The organism is Mesorhizobium sp. M7A.F.Ca.ET.027.03.2.1 (assembly GCF_003999175.1).
Lineage (GTDB): Bacteria > Pseudomonadota > Alphaproteobacteria > Rhizobiales > Rhizobiaceae > Mesorhizobium.
Genome location: NZ_RZOM01000815.1, coordinates 1 through 2881, shown reverse-complemented (window position 1 = coordinate 2881; position 2881 = coordinate 1). Strand labels below are relative to the sequence as shown.

Annotated in this window: 4 protein-coding genes and 2 pseudogenes; 4 read left to right on the top strand and 2 right to left on the bottom strand. The window is 61.0% G+C overall.

The window, feature by feature from the left end; all coding sequences use genetic code 11:
• Together EN750_RS27370 and EN750_RS39630 are read right to left on the bottom strand one after the other, a co-directional pair.
• Positions 1-623, bottom strand: a pseudogene (locus EN750_RS27370) (type 2 isopentenyl-diphosphate Delta-isomerase); the annotation flags it as partial.
• Positions 612-851 (bottom strand): annotated as a pseudogene (locus tag EN750_RS39630) (hypothetical protein); the annotation flags it as partial. The pseudogenes EN750_RS39630 and EN750_RS27370, both read right to left, overlap by 12 nt.
• Positions 852-1162: 311 nt before the next feature.
• Between EN750_RS39630 and EN750_RS27365 the strand changes: the two are divergent.
• From EN750_RS27365 to EN750_RS27350, 4 genes are all read left to right on the top strand, one after another.
• The gene (locus EN750_RS27365; RefSeq protein WP_126057779.1) at positions 1163-1459 is read left to right on the top strand and encodes a DUF2604 domain-containing protein; all 297 of its coding nucleotides are present in this window, start codon (positions 1163-1165) and stop codon (positions 1457-1459) included.
• On the top strand, positions 1452-2069 hold the full coding sequence (locus EN750_RS27360) for a putative metal-binding protein (RefSeq protein WP_126057778.1): 618 nt from the start codon (positions 1452-1454) through the stop codon (positions 2067-2069). Before EN750_RS27365 ends, EN750_RS27360 begins: the two co-directional genes overlap by 8 nt.
• Complete coding sequence (locus EN750_RS27355) at positions 2066-2554, top strand: Mov34/MPN/PAD-1 family protein (protein WP_126057777.1); 489 nt, start codon at positions 2066-2068, stop codon at positions 2552-2554. The genes EN750_RS27360 and EN750_RS27355 overlap by 4 nt, the downstream gene beginning before the upstream one ends.
• Before the next feature lie 3 nt (positions 2555-2557).
• Positions 2558-2881: E2 ligase fold family C protein (locus EN750_RS27350; RefSeq protein WP_189526485.1), on the top strand; the 324-nt coding region annotated here is incomplete at its 3' end.

The following is a 2881-nucleotide window of genomic DNA, read 5'->3' as shown; positions in this document are numbered from 1 at the left end:
CCGGCGGAATCATTTACCGCCACGCCCGCCTCGACGAGCGCACAGGCCACCGAGGCGGACAGGCCGCCCCCACTTCCTTGGCCACGATCGGCACGCCCACGATGCGCGCGGCGCCAGCGATCAGCGCCAGGACGCCGCGCCAGTCGCGGTCGCCCTCCCGGCTGTACCGCTTCCTGCAGCGGATTGAGATGGACGATGAGCCCATCGGCCTCCAGCGCGTCCACCGCGCGACGCGCCAGGTCCAGGCCGTCGGCCTCCCGCAGTTGCGCGGCGCCGATATTGGCCAGCAAGGGAATGTCTGGCGCCAGGCGGCGCAGCGCGCGCGTTAGCCCCTGGGAGTTACGGGATTGCAGGCTCACACGCTGCGAACCGCACATGGCGATCCGCAAGGCTTGCGCTGCCTCGCTCAAATGCCGGTTGATGGCCTCGGCCCGTGGCATGCCGCCGGCCATAGAGCTGATCAGCAGCGGCGCGCGCATAGCCTTGCCCAGCAGCGAGGCGCGCAGGTCGATCTGCGTCAGGTCCAACTCGGGCAGTGCGCAGTGTTCGAAATGGATGTACTCCCAGCCAGCGGCCACCGTGGCCGGCGCCGTTCGCCGATCCAGCACCAGCGAAGCGCGCAGCTGAGCGCAGCCCTCGAATCCGGAGAGAACGCACGGTACGCCGTGCCCCAGCGCCTGCTCCACGGCGGCGAGCTGCTCCGGCGCGATCAGGCCAACGTCGTTGCAATCGTCTAGCCAGAACAGCAGCGCCAGTTCGCGATAGAACGCCACGATCAGCGTTTCGTTCTGCGGATCACGGCCGGTGCGGGCGCTGGTGTCGCGCAGGCTCGGGTGAATGCGTTGCAGGATTGGGGGACGCGTGACGCAGTCAAAGCTCCCCTTGCCAAGCACGGAGCAGGCGAGTGAGAGAGCAGATGAATAGGCGTGTCGCCAATATTTTCGCATTGCTATAATCGATTATAGTTGTGAGGAGCAATTTGAGACCATTTACTTGCGGCTCAAGTCACCCATAAAAGAAGGCAAGCACCGATTCGGTAGCTTATCCCCTGTCTTTCGCGTACTCGCGGCCGTGGCGCCGGGTGAACGATTGAAGACCGCCGGTCTCACTCGCAGGTGGGCGCCAGGGCGTGGGACGGTTGGCAAGCCACAGGAGTAGGACAATGTCGAAGGATTCGGGTAAGGGCGATAATCACGGCGGCGGGCCGGGCAAGATCGAGATCACGATGGTGGTGAACGGCCAGCCCACGCAGGTCGAAGCCAATCCCAACCAGCCGCTTCACGTCATTCGTACCAAAGCCCTTGAGAACACGCAGAATGTCGCCCAACCAGCCGAGAATTGGGAATTGAAGGATGAGGCCGGCAACTTGCTCGACGTCGACAAGAAGCTTGGCGATTTCGGTTTCCCGAATACTGTGACCCTGTTCCTCAGCCTGAAGGCGGGCGTCGCAGGTGCCTAAACCCCAAAGTGTGGATCCGGAGGTCTCCCGAGCGAAGTTTGATCGGGAGATCGGCCGGTTCCGGCCATATGCTGATGTCTATCGGGCTCAGGGCTGCTTCTTGATCGAGGCGACCTTTCCGCGCGCTTTCTTCATTTTCGCAAGCCTCAAGTTAAAACCACGGGTGATCAGCGCAGCGAGCGAGGTCGACTTCACCGACTACGACTTAAGACCACCGTCCGTGGTCTTCGTCGATCCGTTTACGCGTCATCCGATTGCCCGGAAAGATCTATACCTGAAAATGCTTAGACGTCCGCCGCTGCCCGGAACGCCGCCGGAGATGATAGGAGCTCTCATCCAGCAGAACGCCGTGCCGCTGACGGACTTCATCCAGGCCAACAGTCCCGAGGACGAACCATTCCTGTGCATGGCGGGCGTCCGGGAATACCACGACAATCCAGCCCATTCAGGTGATCCATGGCTACTTCATCGGGGTTCTGGCGAAGGCTGTTTGGCCTTCATCCTGGACAAGATCATCAAGTACGGAATCATTCCTATAGAGCAGTTGCAGATTCAACTCCCACCGGCAATCGTAGGAATGGTGGTATCCCCTCAGGCGATACAAGAATGACTGGTTTGAGAGATGTAACGATCGTGACTCTCCCGCGCGGCTGCATCTCGACCACGCATGGGCATCTGCGCTCAGTTGGTCGCGAAGGCAATGAGGGGATGGCGCTCTGGGTCGGCGTTCAGCAAGACCGGCACTTTGCCGTAACAGAGACGGTTATCCCGGCGCAGCGTCACATTCGGACAAACGATGGCGTTTGCGTGATCGTTGCGGCCGAAGAACTGCACCGGCTCAATGTCTGGCTCTACAAAAGCGGCCTGAAACTCTTGGCCCAGATTCACAGCCATCCGGGCCGCGCCTACCATTCGACGACGGACGACGCTTATGCGGTTGCTACCACGGTTGGGTGTCTGTCGCTGGTAGTGCCGAATTTCGCCCGCGAGCCTTTCGATTTTGCTCGGGTCGCCGCCTATCGGCTTGACGAAAAGGCCAAATGGAATGCGCTCCCTCCCGCGGCACTGTCGCGAATGATCATGATATCGAGTTGAACAATGGCATTCGCTAACTTCATCGATCGTGCCGCCACGGCGGCATCTCAGGTCCTGGCCGATTTTCATCTGGGAGACTTCAAAGCAGCTCTTGAAAAGCAGGTCGTGGCAGTCGCCTTCGACCATCAGGCCGCTTCCTGCGCCGAAGGCCAGGCGACACTAGATCTTGCGGTGAGATTGCTCGCTAGGCTCTACCCGGTTCTGGCGATACTCCCGCTGGACAGCGCGGCGAGCTCTCAAGCCCAAGCGCTGGAGCGCTTGGCAAAGTCGATCAATCCAAAAGTCGGCATCCGGCGTTCCGGCAAGTCTGCCACCGTCTGCGTCGTT